Annotated in this window: 20 protein-coding genes and 1 other RNA gene; 12 read left to right on the top strand and 9 right to left on the bottom strand. The window is 61.3% G+C overall.

Going from position 1 to position 24,882, the window contains the following annotated elements; all coding sequences use genetic code 11:
• Positions 1-102 precede the first annotated feature (102 nt).
• Together VA599_RS18620 and VA599_RS18615 are read left to right on the top strand one after the other, a co-directional pair.
• Positions 103-594, top strand: coding sequence for a putative pterin-binding protein (locus tag VA599_RS18620; protein ID WP_346789979.1), 492 nt, complete (start codon positions 103-105; stop codon positions 592-594).
• Positions 594-1,970: a sensor histidine kinase gene (locus VA599_RS18615; RefSeq protein WP_346789977.1), complete on the top strand. Its 1,377-nt coding sequence runs from the start codon at positions 594-596 to the stop codon at positions 1,968-1,970. The genes VA599_RS18620 and VA599_RS18615 overlap by 1 nt, the downstream gene beginning before the upstream one ends.
• 9 nt (positions 1,971-1,979) lie before the next feature.
• Here VA599_RS18615 and VA599_RS18610 read toward each other — a convergent pair whose 3' ends face one another.
• Positions 1,980-2,885: a helix-turn-helix domain-containing protein gene (locus tag VA599_RS18610; RefSeq protein WP_346789974.1), complete on the bottom strand. Its 906-nt coding sequence runs from the start codon at positions 2,883-2,885 to the stop codon at positions 1,980-1,982.
• Between the two features lie 390 nt (positions 2,886-3,275).
• Between VA599_RS18610 and VA599_RS18605 the strand changes: the two genes are divergently transcribed.
• The 4 genes from VA599_RS18605 (at position 3,276) to VA599_RS18590 (ending at position 5,558) form a co-directional block, all read left to right on the top strand.
• Positions 3,276-3,533 (top strand): hypothetical protein, encoded by a 258-nt coding sequence (locus VA599_RS18605; RefSeq protein ID WP_346789971.1) that lies wholly within the window; start codon positions 3,276-3,278, stop codon positions 3,531-3,533.
• Between the two features lie 74 nt (positions 3,534-3,607).
• Positions 3,608-4,072: a MarR family winged helix-turn-helix transcriptional regulator gene (locus tag VA599_RS18600; RefSeq protein ID WP_346789968.1), complete on the top strand. Its 465-nt coding sequence runs from the start codon at positions 3,608-3,610 to the stop codon at positions 4,070-4,072.
• The gene (locus tag VA599_RS18595) at positions 4,069-4,641 is read left to right on the top strand and encodes a cysteine hydrolase family protein (protein ID WP_346789966.1); all 573 of its coding nucleotides are present in this window, start codon (positions 4,069-4,071) and stop codon (positions 4,639-4,641) included. Before VA599_RS18600 ends, VA599_RS18595 begins: the two co-directional genes overlap by 4 nt.
• A 74-nt stretch (positions 4,642-4,715) precedes the next feature.
• Entirely contained in the window at positions 4,716-5,558 is an 843-nt protein-coding gene (locus tag VA599_RS18590; RefSeq protein ID WP_346789964.1) for an FUSC family protein, read from the top strand.
• 126 nt (positions 5,559-5,684) lie between these two features.
• On the opposite strand, the gene VA599_RS18585 is transcribed toward VA599_RS18590, so the two are convergent.
• Positions 5,685-8,849, bottom strand: coding sequence for an EAL domain-containing protein (locus tag VA599_RS18585; protein ID WP_021475866.1), 3,165 nt, complete (start codon positions 8,847-8,849; stop codon positions 5,685-5,687).
• 106 nt (positions 8,850-8,955) lie between these two features.
• Here VA599_RS18585 and rnpB point away from each other — a divergent pair.
• From rnpB to galE, 6 genes are all read left to right on the top strand, one after another.
• Positions 8,956-9,416: RNase P RNA component class A (gene rnpB, locus VA599_RS18580), an RNA gene on the top strand.
• A 130-nt stretch (positions 9,417-9,546) separates the two neighbouring features.
• Positions 9,547-10,605 carry a tRNA dihydrouridine synthase DusB gene (dusB, locus tag VA599_RS18575; RefSeq protein ID WP_021475865.1) on the top strand — a complete coding sequence of 353 codons (1,059 nt, stop codon included), beginning with the start codon at positions 9,547-9,549 and terminating at the stop codon, positions 10,603-10,605.
• Positions 10,606-10,651: 46 nt separating this feature from the next.
• The gene (locus tag VA599_RS18570) at positions 10,652-10,888 is read left to right on the top strand and encodes a helix-turn-helix domain-containing protein (RefSeq protein ID WP_011134100.1); all 237 of its coding nucleotides are present in this window, start codon (positions 10,652-10,654) and stop codon (positions 10,886-10,888) included.
• Between the two features lie 179 nt (positions 10,889-11,067).
• The gene (purH, locus tag VA599_RS18565; protein ID WP_346789960.1) at positions 11,068-12,645 is read left to right on the top strand and encodes a bifunctional phosphoribosylaminoimidazolecarboxamide formyltransferase/IMP cyclohydrolase; all 1,578 of its coding nucleotides are present in this window, start codon (positions 11,068-11,070) and stop codon (positions 12,643-12,645) included.
• Between the two features lie 131 nt (positions 12,646-12,776).
• Positions 12,777-14,054: a phosphoribosylamine--glycine ligase gene (gene purD, locus VA599_RS18560; RefSeq protein ID WP_346789958.1), complete on the top strand. Its 1,278-nt coding sequence runs from the start codon at positions 12,777-12,779 to the stop codon at positions 14,052-14,054.
• 107 nt (positions 14,055-14,161) lie between these two features.
• Positions 14,162-15,169 carry a UDP-glucose 4-epimerase GalE gene (gene galE / locus VA599_RS18555; protein ID WP_031295885.1) on the top strand — a complete coding sequence of 336 codons (1,008 nt, stop codon included), beginning with the start codon at positions 14,162-14,164 and terminating at the stop codon, positions 15,167-15,169.
• 91 nt (positions 15,170-15,260) lie between these two features.
• Here galE and VA599_RS18550 read toward each other — a convergent pair whose 3' ends face one another.
• The 7 genes from VA599_RS18550 to VA599_RS18520 form a co-directional block, all read right to left on the bottom strand.
• A complete protein-coding gene (locus tag VA599_RS18550) occupies positions 15,261-16,712 on the bottom strand; it encodes a glycosyl hydrolase family 79 N-terminal domain-containing protein (RefSeq protein ID WP_346789956.1) in 1,452 nt (483 codons plus the stop codon).
• 222 nt (positions 16,713-16,934) lie between these two features.
• Positions 16,935-18,257, bottom strand: a complete 1,323-nt coding sequence (locus tag VA599_RS18545; RefSeq protein WP_346789954.1) for a capsule polysaccharide biogenesis protein — start codon at positions 18,255-18,257, stop codon at positions 16,935-16,937.
• A 180-nt stretch (positions 18,258-18,437) separates the two neighbouring features.
• Entirely contained in the window at positions 18,438-20,477 is a 2,040-nt protein-coding gene (locus tag VA599_RS18540; RefSeq protein ID WP_346789952.1) for a capsule polysaccharide biogenesis protein, read from the bottom strand.
• The gene (gene galU / locus VA599_RS18535; RefSeq protein ID WP_346789950.1) at positions 20,474-21,346 is read right to left on the bottom strand and encodes a UTP--glucose-1-phosphate uridylyltransferase GalU; all 873 of its coding nucleotides are present in this window, start codon (positions 21,344-21,346) and stop codon (positions 20,474-20,476) included. Before galU ends, VA599_RS18540 begins: the two co-directional genes overlap by 4 nt.
• 22 nt (positions 21,347-21,368) lie before the next feature.
• Complete coding sequence (locus tag VA599_RS18530; protein ID WP_346789948.1) at positions 21,369-22,832, bottom strand: glycosyltransferase family 2 protein; 1,464 nt, start codon at positions 22,830-22,832, stop codon at positions 21,369-21,371.
• 9 nt (positions 22,833-22,841) lie between these two features.
• A complete protein-coding gene (locus VA599_RS18525) occupies positions 22,842-24,017 on the bottom strand; it encodes a nucleotide sugar dehydrogenase (RefSeq protein WP_346789946.1) in 1,176 nt (391 codons plus the stop codon).
• 27 nt (positions 24,018-24,044) lie between these two features.
• The gene (locus VA599_RS18520; RefSeq protein WP_230724025.1) at positions 24,045-24,878 is read right to left on the bottom strand and encodes a glycosyltransferase family 2 protein; all 834 of its coding nucleotides are present in this window, start codon (positions 24,876-24,878) and stop codon (positions 24,045-24,047) included.
• Positions 24,879-24,882 lie beyond the last annotated feature (4 nt).

Here is a 24,882-nt window from a genome sequence, read left to right as displayed (position 1 = left end):
TTTGTGATTTTCAGCCGTCAATTGAAATGTTGAACGCATTTCCCGATGCCGCCCGTGATGGTAGGCTAGCCGCTTTGCCTATAGGGGCGGATGGGGGGAGAAATGCGAAAAGGCGTGGGGTTCTGGCTGGGTGGACTGTTGTGGCTGGCGGGGTGCAGCATTGCCCAGGCCGCCGACGCCATCCTGGTGGTGAAGGGCAATATCGGCGTCTTCAACGACGCCGCGCGGCGCGAGTACCGGTTCAGCGAGCAAGACTTGCTGAAGCTGCCGCAGCGCACCATCCAGACCAAGACGACATGGACGCCCAAATCCGCATTCTCTGGCCCGGCGATTGACGACATTCTGCGGGCGGCCGGGGCGCGCGGCGCCCAGATCGATGTCGTGACCTACGACGACTACAAGGTCACTCTGCCGGTCAGCGACCTGGCCCGCTACCGTCCGATCATGGCCCGCTTCCTCAACGGCAAGCCGCTGGAGCGGCGCGACTTTGGCCCGCTGTGGGTCATGTATCCGGTCAGCGATTTCTCTGAGTTGCAAAAAGTGAAATCGGACGCCAAGTTGGCCTGGCAGGTCAGGTATATCGTGGTGCGCTGATGAAGCTCTACGCCCATGCCCAGCGGGGACGGCCTTGGCTGATCTTTTTCTTCATGGTCGTCCTGCTGCCGATGCTGTGTTTCTTGTATGTGCAGAGCACGCTGTTCTCCAAGGATGCGCTGGAGCAGGCTGCGGGGCCGGGCGAGGGATATTACTGGGCCGCCTCGCAGTACCGCTACGCGGTGCAGCGCCTATATGGCGAGGCCAATGCTTACGCGCTGGGCGTGGAGACCTTCGACGATCTGCAGATCGCCTACGATGTGCTGGAGTCAAAATACCTGGTGCTGAACCGCTCAGTGTCGCCGCAGCTGCGCAAGAACGCCGGCTATGCGGCCTTGCTGGAGCGGATCGCGGGCTTCATGTCCCGCGCGGCGGCCCTGTTCCCGGAAACTCGGCATGACGCGGCGGCGATGCGGTCGCTGCGGACGGCGCTGGACGAGATGTCCCCAGTGATCGCCGAACTGGTGATGGCGGCGCATCTGGAGGAGGTCAGGCTGCGGGACGCGTCGATTGAACAGACGCTGCGGCTGCGCAATTTCGCGCTGGGTTGCTTGATCGCCTGGGCGGTGCTGGCGGTGTTTCTGGCGCGGGAACTGTGGAAGGCGATCCGGCGGCAGGAGATCATAGAATTGCAGCGCGGCGTCATTTCCGCCGCGCAGCAGGCGAAAGAGGAGGCGGTGCAGACCGCGTTGGCGCGCTCCACCATGTTGTCCTCGGTCAGCCATGAGATTCTGACGCCCCTGCATACGATACAGGGTGGGGTGGAGCTGTTGTCCGACCAGGTGGCCGACCCCAGGGCGCGGCGGACCATCGCCAATGTCAGAACCGCGGCGGACTATCTGTCCAAGCTGATGCAGGATCTGCTGGACATGGGCCGGCTGGATGCCGGCCGGATGACGTTGAGGCCTACGGCGTTCGCGCCAGGCCAGTTGGTGGCGGGGGTGGTCGGCGAATTCCAGTCGGCTGCCCGAGCCAAGGGCCTGCTGCTGTCGTTTTCGGCGAAGGAGGAAACCGGCTGCGAGGTTTGCGCCGACGCGACGCGGGTGCGGCAGGTTGTCGGTAATCTGATTTCCAACGCGCTGCGCTACACCGATCATGGAGAAATCCATGTCGCGCTGGGATGGGAGCCGGCTGCGCCGCGGCCTTGTCTAGTGCTGACGGTCAGCGATACCGGCATCGGCATACCGGAGCATGAGCGGGGCGCGCTGTTCGACGCGTTCAGCCAGGGCAAGGGCGTGAATCGGGGCGGCGCGGGCATGGGGCTGGCGATTGTACGGAAGATCGCGGCCTTGATGGGCGGCGAGGCGTACTTGGCGAGCAGCGAGGCGGGCAAGGGGTCGGTATTCGTCGCCCGGCTGCCGGTCGAGGCGGCGTGACTTTCTCGCTCAGCTCTGTTCCCGCAGGTCTTTCTTCAATTGCGCGATGATGGGTTTGAACAAGCCAGTCTTCTGGAAGTAACGGACGCCGTGCTGGTCTATCGCGCGTTCGATCTCCAGTTCGCTGGCCTCGCCGGTGATCAGCATGATGGGCGTGCAGGCCGCATGCAGCTGCCGGATTTCCTCCATCAGCCCCTCGGTGGTCTCGCCTCTGCCCATGGACCAATCGAGTACGAAGGCGTCGTAACGGATGCGTTGCAGCGCCTGGCTTAGGCCGACGACGTGGGTATAGATGTCCGCCGCGTAGCCGGCTTGCTCCAGAAAGCCTTGCATCACTTCCGCCGCTTCGGCGCGGTCATCCAGCACAGCCACCCGGTAGGCGCTGATTGACGCGTCCAGCCGCAATGACGCATAGACGCGGTGCAATGCCGCATGCTCGGGCGCTTCGTCCAGGCTGCCCAGCTGCCAGCAGCCATGCTCGTCGTCTTTCCATCCTACAAATTGTGCGTGTTGCGCACTGCTTTGGCGCGAGATCCAGGCGATCATCGCATCGCCGTTGTCCGCGGCATTCCGTTTTCTGGCGGAGACGACCATGGCTTCCTGTTCGGATAGCCGGTCGCAGAGCAGCGTGGCTTGAACGCCGAGACCCTGGAAGGCCAGGCCTGGAAGCGCGTCGCGCGCGCTGCCTTCCTTCAGACCGAGCAGATAATCCGTTGAGCAGCTGACGGCTTTCGCCACCTTGGCTACTTCTTCGATATTGAAGGCGATGCCGCCTTTCAGCTTGCGATTGGCGCTGGAAAGATCGATTCCGAGCAGGTCGCGCAGCCAGGTGGTGCGTTCGCGTTCGGCCATGCCTCTCGCGTCCAGCAATTGAGCGAGCCGGGCCAGGAAGAGCGGTCTGAAATCGTCTGTCACGGCGGGCTTCTCTATGGGCGAAAAAGGAGAAAATGCTAGCAGCAAACCATGTGGTTGACAAATATTGAAATGCAAACATCATTGCACATAATGCATTTTATATGTTTATATCTTGCGTAAAATGCATATTTTTTAACGCGGAGAGGCGAATCAGTGGTATGTTTGTCGATGTCAAAAGCATGAGTCTAATTTTGGGGTAAGACCAAACTAGGTCGGAATATATTGTTTTAATTTAATTTTATTGTTGGCAGAAGTGTTTGGATGTGATTGTTCTCGGTGGGTGTTATAGCGATGAGCTTGATCTGGCCGAAATCGGATGGCCGGCGCGGCCCGGGCATTGCGTCCGGATCCGCGCCGGCCAGACGGTTTTCTAAGCGAATGGGGGAGGGGATGGCATCTGCAGAGGTGGCGCGGAGGATTGGCGACGACGATTACGCAGTGGACACCATACAAGGCGGACGGGTGATCATCACGGCGCCGGTGATGTTGGGCGTCGCCGGGTCGGACTGGGAGGGCTCGCCCATTTTCGGCCGGGACTACCTGGTGGATTTGCTGGCGCTGGGCCTGGCCTATCAGGTGTTGGATATCCAGGATATCGAGCGGGCGATGGGCAAGGCGAGCCAGCACGCGGGGATGCGGGCCCGCTGACGACAGAGGTTTGATGGATTGGTCCTTGGTTCGGTTATATTGCTATGTTTTTATAGCTATGTAAAAATAGCAATATGAAAGAAACCGATTTCACGGCTACCCTCGAGGCCACTCGGCTGCGCGGGCAGCTGATGTCCATGGTGCGCAGGCTGCGCCGCCAGGGCAGCCTCGATGTCCTGCCTTTCGGGCTGCTGGCGGTGCTGGGCGCGATAGACCGCGCGGGCGGCGACATCACGCCGACCGAGCTGGCGCGCCGGGAGAACCTGCGCTCGTCCAATCTGGCCAGCGCGCTGCGCGAGCTGGACGCCTCGGGCCTGATCCGCCGCACCCAGGACCCGGACGACGGCCGCCGGGTGCGCGTCGGGTTGTCCGAGGCTGGCGAGGCCGCGCTGCGGCGCAACCGCCAATTGCGGGATGGCTGGCTGCAGCAAGCGCTGCAGGGCCTGAGCGCCGAGGAGCGCGGCATCCTGCTGCGGGCCGGCGAACTGCTGGAGCGGCTGGCCGCGTCCGAACCCACATCGACCAAGGAGCAAGCATGAAAACCGCATTGCTGACGCTGGACTACATCATCGACATCATGCACCGGAAGGGCCGGGTGGCGCGTTGCGCCGGCCATGCCGCCGAGCGCGGGGTGATCGCCGAGGCCAACCGCGCGATCGCGTTGGCGCGCGCGCGCGACTGGCTGGTCATCCACGTCAAGGTGGGCTTCTCGCCGTCCTATGTCGAAATGCCGCAGGGCTCGGCCATCTTCAGCCGCGCGGCGGAATTGCAGGCGCTGAACCTGCAGGGCGAGGGCACCGCCTTCCATCCGGAGCTGGACGTGCGGCCGGAGGACGCGGTGGTCGCCAAGCACCGGGTCAGCCCTTTCTACGCCACCGGCCTGGAGGCGGTGCTGCGCGCGCAGCGCATCGAGCGCTTGGTGGTGGCCGGCGTCAGCAGCACCTGGGCGGTGCAGGCCGCCGCGCGCGACGCGCACGACCGCGATTACCGCGTGCTGGTGTTGGAGCCCGCCTGCGCGGCGGCCAGCGAGGAAGAGCACCAGATGTCGATGCGGCAGCTGGCGGCGATCGCCGGCATCGTCACGCAGGAGCAGCTGGAGGCGTTGTGAGCGCCGCGCTGGCGCGGCACTGCGACGGCTATCTGGCGTCGCGGTCCGCCGTTCTCCTTTTGCCGGCGCTGGCCATGGCGCTCATCTCTGGCGACCCGCGCTGGTTGAGCGCAGGCATGCTGGCGGTGTGCTGCCTGATCGCGATGGAGCGGGGGAGGCTGGGCATCCGGGCCGCCGCGCTCCAAGCTGTTCTCGCCTTGGCCGGTTGCCTGCTGTTGGCCTGGCTGTGGCGCTGGCCGGTTTGGTTCGCGCTGGCCTGCGGGCTGGCCGCGGAGCTGGGGTGCCGGCTGGGCCGCCGCCGCGCCGCCTGGCGCTCGGTCGCCAATTTCACTTTCATTCCGGCGCTGTATTTGGGCTATGAGATGGCCGAACGGGGCGCGGTCTTGTCGGCCGAGCTGCCTTGGCTGGCGGGCGGCGCGCTGGCCACCTGGGCCTTGCACCTGTTGGCCGGCCGCGTTGGGGGCGCCGAGCGCAAGCCGGGCGAGTCGCCCGCATTCGGGCTGGCTTTTGTTTGCGTCGGCCTGCTGGCCTGGTGGGCGGCGGCCAGCCGTTTGCCGTACGGCCAGTGGCTGGTGTGGTCGGCCGCCAGCGTCTGCGTCGGCGGCTGGGCCGCGGTGCGGAGCAAGAGCTGGCAACGCGTCAGCGCTGCCCTGATCGGCGTGCCTTGCGGCGTGGCGCTGGGACTGGCCTTGAGCGACAGCGCGCCGCTGGCCTGGGCGATGGCCGCGGCGGGGATGTTGAGCCTGACGCTGTTCCGCGCCTACCGCCCCGCCTTCGCCGCCCGCAGCATGCTGGCCGCCGCGCACCTGACGCTGGTCGGCGGCCTGGGCCTGGCGCGCTTGCTGGATGTCGGCGCGGCCGCGGCGCTGGTGTTGCTGGTATTGGCCGTCGGCGGCTGGCTGGCGTCGCCGCGCTGAACCGCCGCGCTTAGACCCGCTAACAAAACCCCTGATCCTGCGTTGCGCCTCCTTGTCGTACGGGTGGGTACTGCCTGCGTCGGCGCGCCTTGGCTCAGGTTCTCTGCGAAGTTTTGTTAGCGGCTCTTAGGCCGGCTGCATCGGGCGCGGTTGTTGCTGTTCCAGCCGGCGCGTCATCATTTCTTCGGCCAGCGGGCTGCCCAGCAGATAGCCCTGCATCGCTTCGCAGCCCAGCGTTTGCAGGAAGCGCTGCTGGTTTTCGTTTTCCACGCCTTCGGCCAGCGTTTCCATGCTCAGCGCGCCGGCCAGGTTGACGATGGCGCTGACGATGGCGGCGTTTTCCTCGTCGCCCGGCAGATCGCTGATGAAGGAGCGGTCTATTTTCACCACGTCCGGCGCGAAGCGCTTCAGGTAGGCGAGGCTGGAGTAGCCGGTGCCGAAGTCGTCTATCGCCAGCCGCACCCCCATCGCCTTGATCACCGCCAGCTGGCGCGATGCCAGGTCGGCATCGGCCATCAGCGTGCTCTCGGTGACCTCGAGTTCCAGGCAGTGGCCGGGCAGCGCGTGCCGCTGCAGCGCTTCGCGCACGTCGTCGATGAAGTCGTGCCGCATCAGCTGGTGGGCGGAGACGTTGACCGCCATCCGCATCGGCGCCAGTCCGGCATGCAGCCACAGGCTGGCCTGGCGGCAGGCTTGGTCCAGCACCCAGCGGCCCAGCGGCACGATCAGGCCGGTGTCCTCGGCAACCGGGATGAAGCGGCCGGGCATGATCAGGCCCTCGTCCGGGTCGCGCCAGCGCAGCAGCGCCTCGCAGCCCAGCAGCCTTTGTCCGGCCATGTCGTATTGCGGCTGGTAGACCAGGTACAGCTGTTCCTGCTCCATCGCCCGCCGCAGCCGGTTTTCCATCAGCAGCCGCTCGGCCACCTGGGTGTTCATCTCGCGGGTGTAGAAGCGGAAAGTGTTCCGGCCGTGCGCCTTGGCGTGGTACATCGCCAGGTCGGCGTTCATCAGCAGGGTCTGGATGTCGCTGCCGTCGTCCGGCATCAGGCTGATGCCTATGCTGCAGCCGACCACCAGCGAATGCTCGCCGATCTGGAATGGCTGCTGGATGGTGCGCAGGATGCGCTCGGCGATCTGCGCCGCCTCGCCGGGCTGATTGATAGACGGCAGGATCAGCACGAATTCGTCGCCGCCGGTGCGGCCGACGGTGTCCAGGCCGCGCACCGCGCCCGCCAGCCGGCGCGCCACTTCTTTCAGCAGCTCGTCGCCGGCGCAGTGGCCCAGCGTGTCGTTGATGTTCTTGAAGTGGTCGAGATCGACGAACAGCACCGCCAGCTGGTTGTGTTGCAGCTCCGCCTGGCGTATCGCCTGGTGCAGGCGGTCGTTGACCAGCACGCGGTTGGGCAGATCGGTCAGCGCGTCGTATTCGGCCATGTGCTGGACCCGCGCCTCCTGTTCCTTGCGCTCGGAGATGTCGGTGAACAGCGCCACGAAGTGGCTGATCTCGCCCTGCGCGTCCAGTAGCACGCTGATGTTGACCCAGCAGGGGAAGTGCTCGCCGCTCTTGCGCCGGTTCCAGATTTCGCCCGACCACTGGCCGCGCTGCTGCAGCGTCTGCCACATCTGCTGGAAGAAGGCCGGCTCGTGGCGGTCGGAGAACAGCATCGAGGCCTTGAGGCCGCGGACCTCGGCTTCGCCGTAGCCGGTGATGTGGCCGAAGGCGCGGTTGGCGGTGAGGATGCGGTTGTCCGGATCGGAGATCAGGATGGCCTCGTTGCTGGATTCGAACACCTGGGCGGCCAGCCTGAGCTGGCGTTCGGCCTGGCGGCGGCCGCTGATGTCGCGCGCGGTGGCGCACAGGTAGGCGTCGCCCTGGTAGTTGAGCTGGTTGATGGTGACTTCCAGGCAGCGCTCGGACTCGCCCGCGCCCTCCATCGTTTCGAAGGTGATCGGGTAGCCGCCGCCGGGATGGCGGAACAGCGCGTCCGCCAGCTGCGGCGCTTGCCGCAGCGCCTGGTTGCAGTACACCACTTCGCCGCGGCTGTTGCGCAGCGCCACCAGCTCGGTGGCGTTGTCGATCATGAAATGGCTGAGCTTCAGTTCCCGCGCCTGCTCCTTCAGCGACAAATGGCTTTGCGCCAGATCCTGCTGGTAGCGCCGCACCAGCGCGCCGACCCAGCGCACGAAGTACCAGCACAGCAGGCCGGCGAACAGCATCGCCACCAGGGTCATGCCCAGCGTGGCGAGGATGCGCTCGGCCAGCCGGCCTTTCAGCCGCTGGGCGGCGCGCAGGCTGTCGTCGCGTATCGTCTGCACCTTGACGCTGGTGACCAGGGTCCAGTCCCAGCCCGGCAACTGGCGGCTGTAGGCGAGATAGCTGTCGGAGGCCAGGCCGGCGTCGTCCTGCTGGCTGTATTCGACGAAGCCGCCGTGCTTGCCCAGCTGCACCAGCTGTTCGACGCGGGCGCGCTCGGCGGCCGGCAGCTTGAGGTAGGGTTTGCCGACCAGGGCCGGCCGGGTCGGGTACAGGCGGATGATGCCGCCGCCGTCGATGATCATCAGCTCGCCGCCGGCCTGGCCGGCGCGCATCCGCGCCAAGGTGTCCAGGCCCTGCTGCTGCAGCGCGGCCTCGACGTTGCTGATGTATTCGCCGCTGCCGATCAGCCAGTTGTAGCGGGGAAAGCGGCGGGCGTAGGTGATCTTGTCATCCATGCGGCCGGCGCCGGGCAGGTACCAGCGGTAGGCGGAGAAGCCCCGGCCGGCGGCGTTGTCCACCGAATCCAGCAGGCCCTGCATGATGTGGCGGCCGCGGTCGTCGCGGTTGTCCAGCAGCGATTGGCCTTCGCGCTCGGGCGCGGTGGGCAGCAGCACGCAGCGGCCGCTCAGGGTGTCGATGAAGAAATAGCCGCGGCCGTCGAAGTAGCGCAGCGGCCGCAGCGCCTCTACGATCAGCTGCTGCACCTGCCGCGGGCTCTGCCGGGCATGCTCGCGGCGCCAGATGGCGTCGGCCAGGCTCCAGGCCTGGTCCACCTGCTCGCGCAGTTGGTGGCGCATGGTGTCGTTGGTGCGTTCGCGCAGCGCCGACAGCAGCAGCGCGGCGTGGTCGGCGTAGGCTTGCAGGCCGTCGCGCGCGCGCGCGGTGGCCTCCTGTTCGATGTTTTGCCGCCCGGATTGGAAATCGCGCCAGCTCATCATCAGGAAATAGCTGGCCAGGGTCAGCGCCAGCGCGAACACGATGGCGAGGGTGCCGGACAGCTGCAGGCGCGACAGCCGGGCGGGATTCCATTCCATCACGATCTCTGGACTTCGAAAAGGGATGGTCAGTATACGGGATTATCCTGAATGTCATGAAAAATTGTCAGGCGGCGATATCCAATTTCCGTTAAAATCGCGCTCGGGAGTTGGCCAGGCAATCGCCGCGTTCGAAAGGACGGGGAGGAAAGTCCGGGCTCCATAGAGCAGGATGCCGGTTAACGACCGGGCGCCGCGAGGCGACGGAAAGTGGAACAGAGAGCTGAACCGCCGATGGCCGGACTTGTCGACCGCAAGGTCGACAAAGTCTTTTTGGAGGGCTTGTCCCGACAAAAACCCGCAAGGGCGGATCAGGCAAGGGTGAAAAGGTGTACCGGGAGGCGCAAGCCGGCCCGGACGGGCGGGGAAACCCGCTCGCGGTAAGAGCGCACCGCGGACGTGGCGACACGGACGGCAGGCTAAACCCCATCCGGAGCAAGACCAAATAGGGGGGCGCTAACGTGGCTCGCGTTGTCCCCGGGTAGGTTGCTTGAGCCTGTCGGCAACGGCAGGCCTAGAGGAATGATTGTCCAACGACAGAACCCGGCTTATCGGCCGACTCCCACCTCATCCCTTTCGACCGCGATTATCCGCGGCTATCGAATCTGCTTAAAAAATAAGCAAAAATTTTTCCCGACCGGCGAAAATCGCTATACAATACCGACCCTTCCCAGCCATTACCCGTAATTTATTTGTCATGCAGATAGGACCGTACCAACTGAAAAACCGGCTGATCGTGGCGCCGATGGCCGGGGTGACGGACAGGCCTTTCCGCATGCTGTGCAAACGGCTGGGGGCGGGGATGGCCGTCTCCGAGATGATCACCGCCAATAAGGCCTTGTGGACCACGCCCAAGACGCTGCGCCGCGCCAACCACGAAGGCGAGGTCGAGCCCATCGTGGTGCAGATCGCCGGCGGCGATCCGCAGATGCTGGCCGACGCGGCCCGGCTGAACGTGGAGCACGGCGCGCAGATCATCGACATCAATATGGGGTGTCCGGCGAAGAAGGTGTGCAATGTGGCGGCCGGCTCGGCGCTGCTGCGCGATCTGGACAACGTGAACCGCATCCTGGAGGCGGTGGTGAAGGCGGTGGACGTGCCGGTGACGCTGAAGACCCGCACCGGCTGGAGCCGCGAGGTGAAGACGGCGCTGACGGTGGCGAAGATGGCGGAAGACGCTGGCATCGCGGCGCTGGCCTTGCACGGCCGCACCCGCGAGGACATGTACCGCGGCGATGCCGAGTACGACACGATACGCGTGGTGAAGCAGGCGGTGTCGATCCCGGTGGTGGCCAATGGCGACATCGATTCGCCCGAGAAGGCCCGCCGGGTGCTGGACGACACCGGCGCCGACGCGATCATGATAGGCCGCGCGGCGCAGGGCAGGCCGTGGATCTTCCGCGAGATCCAGCATTATCTGGACAGCGGCGAGATACTGCCGCCGCCGACGGTGGGCGAGATCCGCGCGCTGATGCTGGAGCATCTGGACGAGCTTTACGGTTTTTACGGCGAGTACTCGGGCTGCCGCATCGCCCGCAAGCACATCGCCTGGTACACCAAGGGTCTGGCCGGCGGCAACGCCTTCCGCCAGCAGATGTACAAGCTGGAGAGCACCGACGAGCAGCGGCTGGCGGTGGGTGAGTATTTCTCCAGGCTGGGCGACTCTGGCGATCGTCTAAGCTATGTAGTCGAGGATGAGGACAAGTTGGACCGCGACGGCGACGCCGTGGCGGAGGGAGAGGCCTGCGGCGCCTGACGCCGCGGCCTGCTGGGGACCCTGACTTTTGGATACCAATAACAAGATGCAAAACAACGATCACATATCGCAGTCGGTGCGGCTGGCGATGGAGCAGTACTTTCGCGACCTGGACGGCGAGGCGCCGTCGGCCATCTACGACATGGTGCTCGCCTGTGTCGAGAAGCCGCTCCTGGAGGTGGTGCTGATACACACCCAGGGCAACCAGACGCGAGCGGCGGAGTTGCTGGGATTGAACCGCAACACGCTGAGGAAGAAGATGAAGTCGTATGATTTGATTTGAAGATAACCGGCCACACCGTAACAGGGTGGCCGGTTTTTTTTGGCCCCTCCCGCGCGGAGAGGGGCCGGGACTCGATGGACAGGCTGCCGATTGCTAAAGTTGAAATCTCGACGATGCGCGTCGTCGGCGGCCTGGGCCGGTTTTTTTGTGTTCATCCATAGCCAAAGCGGTAGAGAAACATGACCAAGATCGAACGAGCGCTGATCAGCGTGTCCGACAAGAACGGTGTGCTGGAATTCGCCAGGGAGCTGTCCGCCCTGGGCGTGCACATCCTGTCCACCGGCGGTACCGCCAAGCTGCTGCTGGAAGCCGGCCTGCCGGTGACCGAGGTGTCCGATTACACCGGCTTCCCGGAAATGCTGGACGGCCGCGTCAAGACGCTGCATCCCAAGGTGCATGGCGGCATCCTGGGCCGGCGCGACCTGCCCGAGCATGTGGCGACGATGGCCGAGCACGGCATCGGCAACATCGATCTGGTGTGCGTCAACCTCTACCCGTTCGAAGCCACCATCGCCAATCCGGACTGTTCGCTGGAGGACGCGATCGAGAACATCGATATCGGCGGCCCGACCATGGTGCGCTCCGCCGCCAAGAACTGGGCCCACGTCGCCATCGTCACTGACAGCGCCGACTACCCGGCGCTGGTGGGCGAGCTGAAAGCCAACGGCGGCAAGCTGGCCAAAGCCACCCGCTTCGAGCTGGCCAAGAAGGCCTTCACCCACACCGCCGCTTACGACGGCGCCATCTCCAACTATCTGACCAGCCTGGCCGATGGCGTGGTGGCCGGCAAGCCGGAGCGCGTCGCCTTCCCGAACCGCCTGAACGCCCAGTTCATCAAGGTGCAGGACATGCGCTACGGCGAGAACCCGCACCAGGCCGCCGCCTTCTACCGCGACCTGGATCCGGCCGCCGGCAGCATCGCGCACTATAAGCAATTGCAGGGCAAAGAGCTGTCGTACAACAACATCGCCGACGCCGACGCCGCCTGGGAGGCGGTGAAGACTTTCGACGACACCGCCTGCGTCATCGTCAAGCACGCCAATCCCTGCGGCGTGGCGGTCGGCCCGGACACGCTGGCCGCTTACAAGCTGGCCTTCGCCACTGACACCACCAGCGCCTTTGGCGGCATCATCGCCTTCAACCGTCCGGTGGATGCCGCCACGGTGGAAGCCGTGACCGGCCAGTTCCTGGAAGTGCTGATCGCGCCGTCCTTCACCGAGGAAGCCAAGGCCATCATCGCCGCCAAGAAGAACGTGCGCGTGCTGGAGATTCCGCTGCAGGCCGGCGCCAACCGCTTCGAGCTGAAGCGCGTCGGCGGCGGCGTGCTGGTGCAGACGCCGGACATCCGCAACGTCGGCCTGGACGAGCTGCGCGTGGTCAGCAAGCGCCAGCCGACGGCCAAGGAAATGTCGGACCTGCTGTTCGCCTGGCGCGTGGCCAAATATGTCAAGTCCAACGCCATCGTGTTCTGCAAGGATGGCCAGACCGCCGGCATCGGCGCCGGCCAGATGAGCCGCGTAGACTCCACCCGCATCGCCGCGCGCAAGGCGCAGGACGCCGGCTTGAGCCTGGCCGGCGCGGTGGCGGCGTCTGACGCCTTCTTCCCGTTCCGCGACGGCATTGACGTGATTGCCGAGCAGGGCATCAAGGCCATCATCCAGCCGGGCGGCTCGATGCGCGACGAAGAAGTGTTCGCCGCCGCCGACGAGCACGGCATCGCGCTGGTGTTGACCGGCGTGCGCCATTTCCGCCACTGACAACGGCGGGCAAGCCGCCGCGACCCGATGGAAACGGCGGTAATGAAACCGACTTGGCGCTATGCTATTCAGGTAGGCGCCAATAGGCGGCGGCTTAGGGCCGCCGCCCCACACAATAGAATGGAAACCCGATGAAAGTTCTCGTGATCGGCTCCGGCGGCCGCGAGCACGCGCTGGCCTGGCGCATTGGCAAGTCCAAGCGCGTGTCCAAGGTCTTTGTCGCGCCGGGCAACGCCGGCACCGCGCAGGACGCGAATCTGACCAATATCCCGGCCAACGGCGTGGCCGAGTGGCTGGCCTTCGCCAAGGAAGAGAAGATCGACCTGACCGTGGTCGGCCCGGAAGCGCCGCTGGCCGCCGGCGTGGTCGACGCTTTCCGCAACGAGGGGCTGAAAGTGTTCGGCCCGACGCAGTACTGCGCGCAGCTGGAAAGCTCCAAGGATTTCGCCAAGGCCTTCATGCAGAGCCACGGCATTCCCACCGCCGGCTACCAGACCTTCACCGACGTTGCGGCCGCGCATGGCTACGTCGACGGCAAGGGCGCGCCCATCGTGATCAAGGCCGACGGCCTGGCCGCCGGCAAGGGCGTGGTGGTGGCGATGACGCTGGACGAGGCGCACGCCGCCATCGACGACATGCTGCTGGGCAACAAGATGGGCGAGGCCGGCAGCCGCGTGGTGATCGAGGATTTCCTGGTCGGGGAGGAAGCCAGCTTCATCGTGATGGTGGACGGCGAGCACGTGCTGCCGATGGCCACCAGCCAGGATCACAAGCGGTTGCTGGACCACGACCAGGGGCCCAACACCGGCGGCATGGGCGCCTACAGCCCGGCGCCGGTGGTGACGCCCGAGGTGCACAACCGCGTGATGCGCGAAATCATCCAGCCGGTGGTGCAGGGCATGAAGAAGGACGGCCATCCGTATACCGGCTTCCTTTACGCCGGGCTGATGATAGACGACGAAGGCCACCCCAGGGTGATCGAGTTCAACTGCCGCTTCGGCGACCCGGAAACCCAGCCCATCATGGCGCGGCTGAAGACCGACTTCACTGTGTTGCTGGACGCCGGCGTCAACGGCAAGTTGGACAAGGTCGAGGCCGAATGGGACCGCCGCGTCGCCTTGGGCGTGGTGCTGGCCGCCGCCGGCTACCCGGACGCGCCGCGCAAGGGCGACGCCATCCACGGCATCCCGGCTGAAAGCGAAGACGGCATCGTGTTCCACGCAGGCACCGCGCTCGACGAGCAGCATCAGCTGCGCGCCAGCGGCGGCCGCGTGCTGTGCGCGGTGGGCCTGGGCGACAGCGTCAAGATGGCGCAGGGCAGGGCTTACCAATTGGCCGACGCCATCGAGTTCGCCGGCAAGCAGTACCGCCGCGACATCGGCGCGCGGGCGATCGGGCGCAAGCACTGATCGCTCCGCTCGGCAATGAAACAGCGTCCATCCGGACGCTGTTTTGCTTTGGACAGGGCTCTTTATCTTTACCTACAATGGTGGCGCGCTCAAAAAAATAGGAAGAAATGATGATCTTGGTGACTGGCGGCGCCGGCTATATCGGCAGCCATACTTGCGTTAAATTGTTGGAGGCCGGCCATGAGCTGGTGGTGTTGGACAATCTTTGCAACAGCAAGGAAGAAGCGCTGAGGCGGGTGCAGGCATTGGCCGGCAAGCCGCTGACTTTCATCCAGGGCGATATCCGAGATGAGGCGGCGCTGAATGAAGCGTTCCGCCATCCCATCGAAGCGGTGATCCATTTCGCGGGTTTGAAGGCCGTAGGCGAATCGGTGGCCAAACCGCTGGAGTATTACGAGAACAATGTCAGCGGCACGCTGTCGCTGCTGCGCGCGATGAAGCGCCATGGCGTGAGCCGGCTGGTGTTCAGCTCCTCCGCCACCGTTTACGGTAATCCGGCCAGCGCGCCGATCACCGAGGATTTTCCGCTGTCGGCGACCAATCCCTACGGCCGCAGCAAGCTGATCGTCGAAGACATGCTGCGCGATTTCGCCAAGGCGGAGCCGGAATGGCGGATCGCGCTGCTGCGTTATTTCAATCCGATCGGCGCGCACGAGAGCGGCGATATCGGCGAAGACCCGAACGGCATCCCGAATAATCTGATGCCTTTCATCACCCAGGTCGCCAGCGGCAAGCAAGCTTGCCTGAAGGTGTTCGGCAATGATTATCCTACCCATGACGGCACCGGCGTGCGCGACTACATCCATGTGGTGGACCTTGCCATCGGCCATGTGAAGGCCGTGCAGGCATTGCACAGGCAGCCAGGATTGTTGACGGCGAACCTGGGCACCGGCAAGGGCTATTCGGTGCTCGACATGGTGAAGACTTTCGAGCGCGTCAATGAAGTGGCCGTGCCGCACGAGATCGTCGCGCGCCGCCCGGGCGACATCGCCGAGTGCTGGGCTAACCCCGCCGCCGCCGAGCGCCTGTTGGGCTGGAGGGCTGAAAAGGGTCTGGAAGAAATGTGCCGCGATAGCTGGCGCTGGCAGAGCCGGAACCCGGCGGGTTTTGATTGAGTTAAGCAGTTTTAGTCTGTTATCTCGATTGCTCAGGGCCCAAACTGTGAAGAATGAACGCAGTTTGGGCCTTGTTGTATCCGGTTTTTAATCAAGCAGACTGCAGCAAGACGGCGGTAATGGGTGGCACACTGAGGGTTAATGAGCCATTGCTAGTGCTGACAATGGGGGGCGTGCTGTTCCAACCGCCATTGAGGCTGATAACGGCCCCATTGAGCAGGATGCCAGTCTGGCTATTCAATGCCGGACTAGTGAGCGTCCATTGCTTGAGGGATTGGATGTTCGATGCGAAGTGTACGGTTGTCTGAACTGATCGGCTGGAGTCTTTATTGAGGATGAGAATATTTTGACCGCCATCTTGTCGCGAAACACCGTAAGCGGTGAAGTTGGCACTCGGGTCGGTGACAGATAGATCGACTTGGTATGCGCGGCCTTGCGCTGCCAGCGTGAATAGCATGATGCCGTAGAACAAAGGATTGACTGCGGTTATACGTGTGCCGTTGTCTATCAGCGCTGAATAGACGCTGCTACCTCCACCATGCAGGTTGACGCCTTGGCATTGATTGAGCGCGCAAGTGAATAGGTAGTCGAGTGCCCACAATGCTGAAGCATAGCTATTGCTCACGCCAGGAGCGCCGCCATCGTAGAAGGAGTTGCATTCCGCAATGCGAAAACTTATGCCAGCGCCGGCAGCGCTCTGCGCGACGGCCTGCAGCATGGCGGCTAGCTTGGGATCCGGCTGCAGCATTTTCCCTATCGTGGAGGCTGGATCTTGTCCGTTGGCGATGTAGTAATGCTGGGTCAACATGGAAATGCTGCTGCCTGCATCATGAGCAAACGGATCGGTGAACTGCTTGTATTCGTTGGATGAGGCGGGTCCTGTCAATGGAATGCCGGGCGCGACGGAGTGGATAACCTGCGCCAAGCTTCTCCACTCAGACAGAAAGTTGCTGTAGTTCCATCCTGATGGCCGGTAGCCGCGTTGACTGACATATAAATCGGGCTCATTGCCAATCTCGAAGCCAATGAGGCTGTTGCCTAATGTCGCGGCGGCGGCTTGCGCCTCTTGCCGGGCATTGTTCGCATCGGGTGTCTGGCTGCTGCCAGCCAAGTTGAGGCCATAAATGACTTTCCAACCGGTGGCTTGCAAGAAAGCCGCCAGATTGGAAAGTTGGGATTGGGTGATGGCGGTTGTGCCTGGAATCAAGCCATTCCAGCTGGTTTGATCGGTTGAGTTGCCCCCGAGGCGTAGAATATTGTTGCCAAGTAGTTGAAATAGATTAATTAGATTGGCATTGCTTGGGATAAATAGATTGGGATGGGTTTTCTCGTAGCTGAGACCGGCATAGGTGCTATTCAGCAATGCCCCGGAAGTTGCTTGCGAAAAACGAATCGTCGCCGCCAGCTGAGAGGGGGGCGACGTTGTGTTGGAACTGCCGCCGCCCCCGCATGCGGCCAGAGGCAGGGCCAAGGAACCAAGCAGGAAACCTCTGCGATGGATGGGCTTGTCAAAAACTGTACGCAGTGAGTCTATCTTCTTCATGGGCTTCTTTCTGAATTAAATAAAAAGCCACTTCTGGATACCAATGCTAATAGCCGACATGGTGAGGATAGGGTGATGCTTTTGATGCCGGATTGTAGGGAGCATGGCGCTCCTTGTATATTTTGGGCTACTAGGCTCATAGTGCCATTGTTTGCATTGGCAAGAAATTTGCTTATGTAAATGCAATGCAAATTTCATTCTGGCTCAGGCGCACGCGGGGGCTTAACCGATCATGGCAAGCCATTCCAGGCATGCTTCCAGCAGGTCAGCGGCTCCGCCATCCACCAGCAGGGTCAGACCCGTGAGCTGGCCGAATCTAAGCGTGGCATGCCAGCGATCAGACTGTGGCTTTAGTTTGGCATGACTCATCCAGGGCGAGCATCCGAAGAAAGCGCCATTGAGCTGCGTGTGCTTCAGCATGTACGAGCGCAGTTTGTTGTAGAGATTGCTATCTACGGTGTAATGCTCGTTCCAGAAGCGGGAAAGCCCATGCTGGAAGGTCAGGCCGCTGATATCGTATAAAGCCCGCCCCATGGCGATCAATGGTCGGCCATGATAGACAGCGGATAGACCCACGGTGCTGTTGATTGTCACGACTCCTCGACTGCGCTTGAGCAGTGTTGGCAGGTGGGCGTCATGAACGTAGTGAACTCGGCTGGCAATGCCAGCTTCGCCGGCGCGATGGCGGATGAATTCACCATAATTCCGGTGGCCTCTATCCATCGGATGATGTTTGAATACCAAGCGATGCTGAGAGGACGCATGCTTGGCGAAACTATCGATGACCTCAACAATGAAGTCACGTATGTCTTCATAAGAGCTGTGTTGACGGATCTGGCTATCGTTGAAAACTTGCAATGCCACCAGAAAATACTGGTTTTGCCATTGGTTGGCGATACGACGAGTCAGACTGTTTTCGGTTATGCAATATAGTAGTTTGCGCCAGCCGGCGCGCATCCAGTAGGCGAATTCCCGGAAGGGCGAAAAATCCTTGTGATGGCGATAATATGGAAAATGTTTGCGTAACAGCCAGCCTGAGCTGTAATACGCCATTGCAGTCAGCGCCATGCGCTGGAATGATGGGCGTGTGGGCTGGGGGCGTTCATGTTGAACGGGTTCGTGCAGTAGATAGCGCTCTGGATTCTGCGCCAGTTGCGAGAAGGCATTGACGCCGCCTTCTTCCAAGGTAATGTAATCGGGTCTCAAATAGCCTTCTTCAAAAGCATAGAACGCTATCCCTAGTTCTTTGGCGACTAGCGCGGCGACTTGATGTGGCCGGCGGCAATCGCCGAAACATACCAGGGCATCAATGTTTTCACGCTGAATGTAGCTGCGTAGCCAGCGGCTCAACGCGGACATGCGGCCTTGATAATGTATTGTGCCCGCACGCCGATGAAATAGCCAGTCTCCGCCGTTGAAATTGATTTTTCGCGACTCTATGCCATGCGCGCTCAGCCAGTCTGCCAACTGGTTGAAGAAACCACCCATAGGGCCTTGCAGTAACAATAACCTGCGATGTTTAAGTAAAGATTGGGCTGCCAGCATAATTGGTTTTGTTTCAACTTATATCGCATGGAAGCCTTGGTTTAGGCCCCTGATTTTAACTGTTCGCAGCATGGGGTGGTGGTGTGTGTTTTCACCTTGCCTTGCGCCCATACATTAATGCACTTGAGTGGACATCGTTTTTCTGAATTTATTTTTTTAAAGCCTGCTTGAGCAAAGCCATCATGATGGATGAGCGAACGTTTTCATCAGCCCTCTAACTTTGCGCCATAGCTGCGTGAGCCAACAGCCATGCGCGGTTGTTCGGCGATCGTTGCTAAGTTGTTCCAGAAGGTTGACCACGGCTTCTACGCGAGCAAATCCCTTGCGGCCAGGCAGAACATAGCGTGGATACGCTATCAGCGCGCCATGCACCAACTCATCAAGATTGAGCCGCTTTTGCCTTTGCGGCAGATGCAGCCGATCCTGGGTCAGGCCCCAGCCAGCGTAAAAGGGCGCTCCGTAGCAATGCACGGCCTTGCCTTGCATCAGCGCTTCAAAACCGGCTAGCGATGTCATGGTATGCACTTCATCTGCGATGGCTAGGCAGGAGGCGATATCGGCATCAATTGCAACCTGGTTGGCCAAGCCGGCCAGCATCTCCGTCGGGATGGAGCCGCGTCGATTGCCCGCCACTACGTCAGGATGGGGTTTGTAAATCAACCATGCTTCCGGGCAGGCGTGCCGCACCGATCGCAGGAGCGTCAGATTGGTCTGAATCGATGGCGATCCCATGAGGATGGAGGCATCGTCTTCAACCTGCCCAGGCACGAGCACCACGCGTTTTCCCTTTGCGGCGGGCGCTAATTGAAAGGCGTCGCCGATATTGTATTTGCTGAGGCGGCTGGTCACGAGCCGTTTTCGTAGCCGGGATGCCCGGTCGAGTTCTACCTCATCCGGCATCGAGGTATTCAGCAGATGCTGCAAGTCGCTTCCCGATTGCCAGGCGTAATACAAGCCGCCGCTGTCAACCACGAGCGAAAGCGGGGGCAGCAGGTTGGAGCCTAAGCCGACCGATCGCAGGAAACCGTCTTCCATCGCCAGCGCCGGCATGCCGGCAGCTTGTGCCGCCGCGCGCGCGGGAGAGCGCAGGCCCCAACTGACTACGCGGCTGCCAGGCTCCAGCTTGGCGGGAAGCTTGCGAACAAAGCGGATCCGGTTGCCGGGGGCGCTCAGAAAGGGCCGGACCACCGCCTGTTTCCATAGGCTCATGCCCACGCACCACAAGGTTCCCTGGTTCTGCGCCTGCAAGCCGCGGTTTAAGCGTATCCATTCGGCCGCGTCGAAGAATGTTCCGGGTTGGCCGGTTTCCGGCTGGATGTATCGGGCATAGCGCAGGTAGGCCGCATGGAATAATTGTTCCAGCGAACGCGGGCCCGCGCGACGCGGCCTGAGCTCCTCTATGCGGGGATGCCTATCATCGGTCAACGCCCAGCCTGCGTACCATGGCATGCCGAAGCACACCACGCGGCAGCCTGCCACCAATGCTTCGAATCCCATATGCGATGTCGCGGTGTAGACCACATCCATCTGGGACAGTAGAGATTGCGGACAAACATCTTCCGCCAGCAGCCGCACTCCCTTTGGCGGTTGCGGCAGATGGCCGCGTTTTTTGCCGGCCACCACGTCCGGATGCGTTTTGACCCATATCTCCGCGCCAGGATGCTCGCGGCAGGCGGTATCCAACATGGTTCGGAAGGTTTGCGCATCTGCGCCGCCGAGCCGTACCGAGACATCGCCCTCGGTTTGATCCAGCACTAGGACGCGGGTTTGGCCTTCGCGCAGAGGCAGGGAGATGTCCGGCGCGTGGTTGTATTTGGATAGCCGATGGCGGCGCATCCATTCCAAACCGCGGTTTGCCTGCCGCCATTCAACAGAGGTCAACTCGGATGCGGCGATGAGCTGTTCCAGCCGGGAGGGACGATTGGCATCGTAATAGATGCCCAGATCGTCGATTACCAGCGACAGCGGCGGCTCTCCCGCCACACCCAAGCCCAGCGAGCGCAGAAACCCATCCTCCAGCGCCAGGTAAGGCAACTCCTTCCGCATGGCGTGGGCGCGTGCTCGCGCCGCGCTGGGGCGCAGGCCCCAGCCTGCCACGGCGGAGGGCTGGGCGCCGGAATAGAGCCAGCCAAGCCCGCGCATGTCGGAAACCGGCTGGCCCAGCAGATTTTCCAGATGCGGGATGCGCAGGATGCCGCGGGAAAAAATGGCGATGGTCACAGCGAGGTTTCAGCCAGGAAAGCAGAGAATGCTTGCCGGGTTTCCGGATGCCGTAGTCCAAAGTTCACGGTTGCCTTCAGGTAACCCAGCTTGGATCCGCAATCGTAGCGGGTCCCTTCCAGCGGCAGCGCCAGCACGCTCTCATCCTTCATCAGCGCAGCAATGCCGTCAGTCAGCTGGATCTCGCCGCCGGCGCCTGGCTGCACCGTCTTCAGCTTGTCGAAAATGCGCGGTGTCAGGATATAGCGGCCGACTACGGCGAGTGTGGAGGGGGCCACATCCGGATGAGGCTTTTCCACAATGCTGCTTACCCGCTGCGCGCCATGGTCCTGCTGCATGGTTTCCACAATGCCATAAGAGCCGGTTGCCTCGCGCGGAACGTTTTCCACGCCCAGAATTGATGTGTGTCGCTGCTCATACAGTTTCACCATCTGCGCCAACGCGCCCGGCTCGCTATCCATCAGATCATCCGCCAGGATGACCGCAAACGGCTCGTCGCCCACCGCCGGCTGGGCGCATAGCACGGCATGTCCCAGTCCCAGCGCTTCAGACTGACGGATATACAGGCAGGATACGTGCGGCGGCAGGATATCCTGAGCCAGTTGCAGCAACTTATGCTTGTTGCGCATTTCCAGTTCGGTTTCCAGCTCGTAGGCCTTGTCGAAGTGGTCCTCGATGCTGCGCTTGTTGCGGCCGGTGATGAACACCAGTTCGGTGATGCCCGCAGCCACCGCTTCCTCCACGGCATACTGGATCAGCGGCTTGTCGACGATGGGCAGCATTTCCTTGGGGCTGGCCTTGGTGGCCGGCAGGAAGCGGGTGCCCATGCCGGCTACTGGAAAGATGGCTTTCTTGATTTTCTGAGTCATAAATGCTTTTCCAGCTTCTGAATTATTTGAGTGTGTCCCGCAGGCAGGCTTCCAGATGGCCTGCCGCGATGCATTGGTTTGTTTGTATCGGAAAGGGACGATTCAAAGTGGCATCCCGGATAGACGCCGGGATACGGGGCACTTGGTGCTTGGCCAGGGTGGCGATATGCCAGTGCGACCAGGCTTCCCAGTACGCCAAGCGATGCCGCGAAATGCCCGCATCCGAGTAGCCGGTGACGGCGGCGGTCATTAGGGAGCCGGGCCTGTGGCTGCCCAGCGTCAGCGGCTGCCGGATTTTCTTGATGGCCTTGGCGCCATACACCAGGGCCAATCGAGCCAGGAACTCGCTGTCGGCGCCGGTGCGCACGCAATCCCAGGCGCCGGTTTCCCGCAATATCCGCTCGCGCCGGAACAGGGGAGAAGCGGGATTGATGCGCTTGAGAGGGTATACCTGGCGAGCATGGAATGCGCCATTGTCCTGAATCCGCACCCAGTCCGAGGTGGTGGCGATCAGCCGCGCGTTGGCCAGCAGGGGAGCCACCTGCTGGGCCAGCCGCTCCGGATGCATCCAGTCATCCGAGTCATGGCAGGTGACGAACTCCCCCTTGGCTTGTGCCAGCCCGATGCGCTTGGCGACAAAGGTGCCGACATTGCGCGGCAGCCGGATCAACCGCAGCCGGGCATCCCGGCTGGCCAGCTGCGCCACCAGAGCTGGGGTATCGTCGTCGCTGGCATCATCAATCACGATCAACTCCAGGTCCTGGTAGCTCTGGGCGAGCACCGACTCAATGGCAGAAACCGCGCGCAAACCGGAGCGGAACGTGGTCATCAAGACGGTCACCAGCGGGCCGCGCGCTTGACGGTAGGGCTCCGCAGCGCCCACGTTCATTGTGGATGGCGGCAGGGATGAATCGAGCAAGCGCAAGGGAGGGAGGGCATGCGCGGACAGAAAGGCGTTTAGCCGCTGTAGCTGTTTGCTGGGCATGCCGCCGTAGGCGTTGGCGTGCAATAGATGCAGCTCCGGCTGCTGTCGGAAAGCTGCGCCAGGCAAGGCGCGCAGCCGCTCCCGGGCCTCGGCAGTGTGCCCATTGCGCAGCAAGAGGCCGATCTGCAGGGCCGCGGGTGGTCGCTGGGAGGTTTCCAGCAACTGCAGGGCCGCCTCGGGCATCAATGGAGCCAAGGCATGGGCCAGCGGGATGCGCAGCCGCGATATCGCCCGCCGCTGTCGCAACGCATTCAGGCTATCCATCGCCGCTTGGGCATGTCCGCAAGATGCCGCGGAGACCGTCCGCGCAAACTCGCTGATGGGGTCCGCATGGCAAGCGGATGGGGCATGGCCGGCCGTTTGATGCATGCCCAGCTTGTACAGCGCCCATCGTTCCAGCCTGCCTGGCTGCCGTCCTGTCAGCGGCGGCAGGCGGGCAAGCGCATGAGCAAAGCGGCCATGCAGTCCGTGCCAAAGAAAAGCAGCATTCACCATCGCCATCCGGATGCTTTATGCATCCCCTCCAAACAGATCGCGGGTGTAAACCTTGTCCGCCACATCCTCCAGTTCCGGCGTCCGGCGGTTGGCCACGATCACATCCGACAGTTGTTTGAAAGCCGCCAAGTCACGCACGACGCGGGAATGAAAGAATTCGTCCTGATGCAGAGTGGGTTCATAGACAATCACTTCAACGCCCTTGGCCTTGAGGCGCTTCATCACTCCCTGGATGCTGCTGGCGCGGAAATTGTCGCTTCCCGCTTTCATGATCAGCCGATGAATGCCCACTACCTTGGGCTGGCGGCGCAGAATATCCTCCGCCACAAAATCCTTGCGCGTGGTGTTGGCGGCCACAATGGCCTGGATCAGGTTTTGCGGCACATCCTGATAATTGGCCAGCAATTGCTTGGTGTCCTTGGGCAGGCAGTAACCGCCATAACCGAATGAGGGGTTGTTGTAGTGCGAGCCGATGCGCGGGTCCAGTCCCACGCCTTCGATGATCTGGCTCGCATCCAGTCCGTGGATGGCGGCGTAGGTATCCAGTTCGTTGAAGTAGGCCACGCGCATCGCCAGATAGGTATTGGCGAATAGCTTGATCGCTTCGGCCTCGGTGTTGTCTGTCAGCAGCACCTGAACATCCTTGCGCAGGCAACCTTGGCGCAGCAAGTCAGCGAACATCTGGCCGCGGGCTGAGCGTTCCCCCACCACAATGCGCGAAGGATGCAGATTGTCATGCAGTGCTTTGCCCTCGCGCAGGAATTCTGGCGAGAAGATCAGGTTGTCGCAGCCTAGCTCTTTCTTAAGCCGCTCGGTAAAGCCCACGGGAACGGTGGACTTGATCACCATCACCGCTTGCGGGTTGATCGCCAGCACATCCAGGGCCACTGCTTCCACTGAGCGGGTATTGAAGTAGTTTGTCTCCGGATCGTAATCAGTCGGCGTGGCGATGATGACGAAATCCGCGTCGTGGTAAGCCTTGCGCTTATCCAGGGTGGCGCGCAGATTGAGTTGCTTGTTCTGGAGGTAATCCTCGATTTCCGTATCAACAATCGGAGACAGTCGATCATTGATTAGCTGGACTTTATGTTGATCGATATCCAATGCCACCACCTGATGGTTCTGGGAGAGGAGGATGGCGTTGGAGAGGCCGACGTAGCCGGTGCCGGCGATGGTGATTTTTATCGACATATCTTTGATGAATTTATTGTGGTTAATTTAATCCAAGGGATAGTTATCAATATAGAATTTTCCATCTTGACATTTTACTTTGAAAAAATCTTTAGATGGGCTGCTTAATAACTCGCTGGGATGGTTTCCGTATTTTTCAAAATCAAAAGAAATAATTTCAATTGGCTTGTTTATTAGTGTATTAATTTGAGCATTTTTAAACTCAGAACGACAAGTTTTATTTTTGTCAGCCAGCCAGTCCCAATAATTTAATGGTCTCCCATTCTTGTTCCATTCTGACATATTTGCTCTGTATAGTATTTTTGATATTGGTTTTAACGTATTGGTATGAATCCAAAAGATGTCATTTTTTAATGTTGATGTAAGTGGGTAACAAATTTTTGAGCCTTCTTTTATTTCTGGGTAATCACTGTAACGTTCAGTGTTAACAAATTCAATGAGTCCTTTTCGGAAAATATACAGTTCAGGGCCAAATAATTCTTTACCTTTAGGTGCATGGTATATGTCGCCTGCTAGATTTGGTCCTGAGAGACGGTAGGCATCGAATTTCTCATTATTTTTCCTAATATATTCAATAAGTTCTGCAAAGTTTGGATATGCAATGAAGTCAGCATCCCATCGAATGATGAACTCGCCGGAAGATTGTGATACGGCATAATTTTTCAACTCTCCAAGCGGTAGGTTTGGCATGGAGTATATTTTAATTTTTTCAGAATTTATTTTCCGAATCTCTTCGATTGAACTATCAGTCGACCCATTGTCAACGCATATAATTTCATCAACATAGGGTAGTATTGATGAGATTGATTCTTTAACCCAGTATTGCTCATTGAAAAAAACAATATTTGCAGAAATCTTCATTTTT

This window comes from Chromobacterium indicum (assembly GCF_039708975.1).
GTDB classification, from domain to species: domain Bacteria; phylum Pseudomonadota; class Gammaproteobacteria; order Burkholderiales; family Chromobacteriaceae; genus Chromobacterium; species Chromobacterium piscinae.
This window is presented reverse-complemented; position numbering and strand designations above follow the sequence as displayed.

Coding starts and splice junctions, on each gene's coding strand:
- VA599_RS18585 (WP_021475866.1), bottom strand. CDS start 8,849: ATGGAATGGAATCCCGCCCGGCTGTCGCGCCTGCAGCTGTCCGGCACC.
- VA599_RS18520 (WP_230724025.1), bottom strand. CDS start 24,878: ATGAAGATTTCTGCAAATATTGTTTTTTTCAATGAGCAATACTGGGTT.
- VA599_RS18620 (WP_346789979.1), top strand. CDS start 103: ATGCGAAAAGGCGTGGGGTTCTGGCTGGGTGGACTGTTGTGGCTGGCG.
- galE (WP_031295885.1), top strand. CDS start 14,162: ATGATGATCTTGGTGACTGGCGGCGCCGGCTATATCGGCAGCCATACT.
- VA599_RS18550 (WP_346789956.1), bottom strand. CDS start 16,712: ATGAAGAAGATAGACTCACTGCGTACAGTTTTTGACAAGCCCATCCAT.
- purH (WP_346789960.1), top strand. CDS start 11,068: ATGACCAAGATCGAACGAGCGCTGATCAGCGTGTCCGACAAGAACGGT.
- VA599_RS18570 (WP_011134100.1), top strand. CDS start 10,652: ATGCAAAACAACGATCACATATCGCAGTCGGTGCGGCTGGCGATGGAG.
- purD (WP_346789958.1), top strand. CDS start 12,777: ATGAAAGTTCTCGTGATCGGCTCCGGCGGCCGCGAGCACGCGCTGGCC.
- VA599_RS18595 (WP_346789966.1), top strand. CDS start 4,069: ATGAAAACCGCATTGCTGACGCTGGACTACATCATCGACATCATGCAC.
- VA599_RS18590 (WP_346789964.1), top strand. CDS start 4,716: ATGGCGCTCATCTCTGGCGACCCGCGCTGGTTGAGCGCAGGCATGCTG.
- VA599_RS18545 (WP_346789954.1), bottom strand. CDS start 18,257: ATGCTGGCAGCCCAATCTTTACTTAAACATCGCAGGTTATTGTTACTG.
- dusB (WP_021475865.1), top strand. CDS start 9,547: ATGCAGATAGGACCGTACCAACTGAAAAACCGGCTGATCGTGGCGCCG.
- VA599_RS18525 (WP_346789946.1), bottom strand. CDS start 24,017: ATGTCGATAAAAATCACCATCGCCGGCACCGGCTACGTCGGCCTCTCC.
- VA599_RS18600 (WP_346789968.1), top strand. CDS start 3,608: ATGAAAGAAACCGATTTCACGGCTACCCTCGAGGCCACTCGGCTGCGC.
- galU (WP_346789950.1), bottom strand. CDS start 21,346: ATGACTCAGAAAATCAAGAAAGCCATCTTTCCAGTAGCCGGCATGGGC.
- VA599_RS18530 (WP_346789948.1), bottom strand. CDS start 22,832: ATGGCGATGGTGAATGCTGCTTTTCTTTGGCACGGACTGCATGGCCGC.
- VA599_RS18615 (WP_346789977.1), top strand. CDS start 594: ATGAAGCTCTACGCCCATGCCCAGCGGGGACGGCCTTGGCTGATCTTT.
- VA599_RS18605 (WP_346789971.1), top strand. CDS start 3,276: ATGGCATCTGCAGAGGTGGCGCGGAGGATTGGCGACGACGATTACGCA.